This is a genomic window from Campylobacter sp. W0014, assembly GCF_020135975.1.
Taxonomy (GTDB): Bacteria; Campylobacterota; Campylobacteria; order Campylobacterales; family Campylobacteraceae; genus Campylobacter_D.
On the sequence record NZ_JACHTR010000108.1, the window covers coordinates 1 to 384 of the forward strand.

At 24.5% G+C, this 384-nt stretch carries 1 protein-coding gene; it reads right to left on the minus strand.

All coding sequences use genetic code 11. The annotated features are described in order from the left end of the window. Window positions 1-3: 3 nt before the first annotated feature. Window positions 4-384, minus strand: a 381-nt coding sequence (locus H2277_RS09180; protein WP_079742264.1) for a hypothetical protein, incomplete at its 5' end; no start/stop codon positions are given.

A 384-nucleotide genomic window follows, 5' to 3' on the forward strand; every position in this document is an offset into this window, starting at 1 on the left:
TTTCTAATATGTTGCCAGTCCATAAAAAAAGAACAATGTGCAAGTATAACCCAAGGCGAATAGTAAAACACTAAACATAAACTTTCTTTTAAAAATGGATATTAAGAAAAATACTCCTATACCACAACAACCAACAATAAACAAGCTTAAACTAGAAAAATAAAATGCTAAAAATATAAATACCGCAGATAAAACCAAAGGAATGGCATTATAAATATATAATAAATTAAACATTATGCAAGAATATACAATAACAAATAACTCTATTGCATTTCTATCAAATATTAATAAAAATAAATTCTTATCATATTTACCATAACTAATGTAAATGTAGTGAAAAGTTAGAATAATATAAGTTACCAAAGCAAGAATCAAGCTACACAC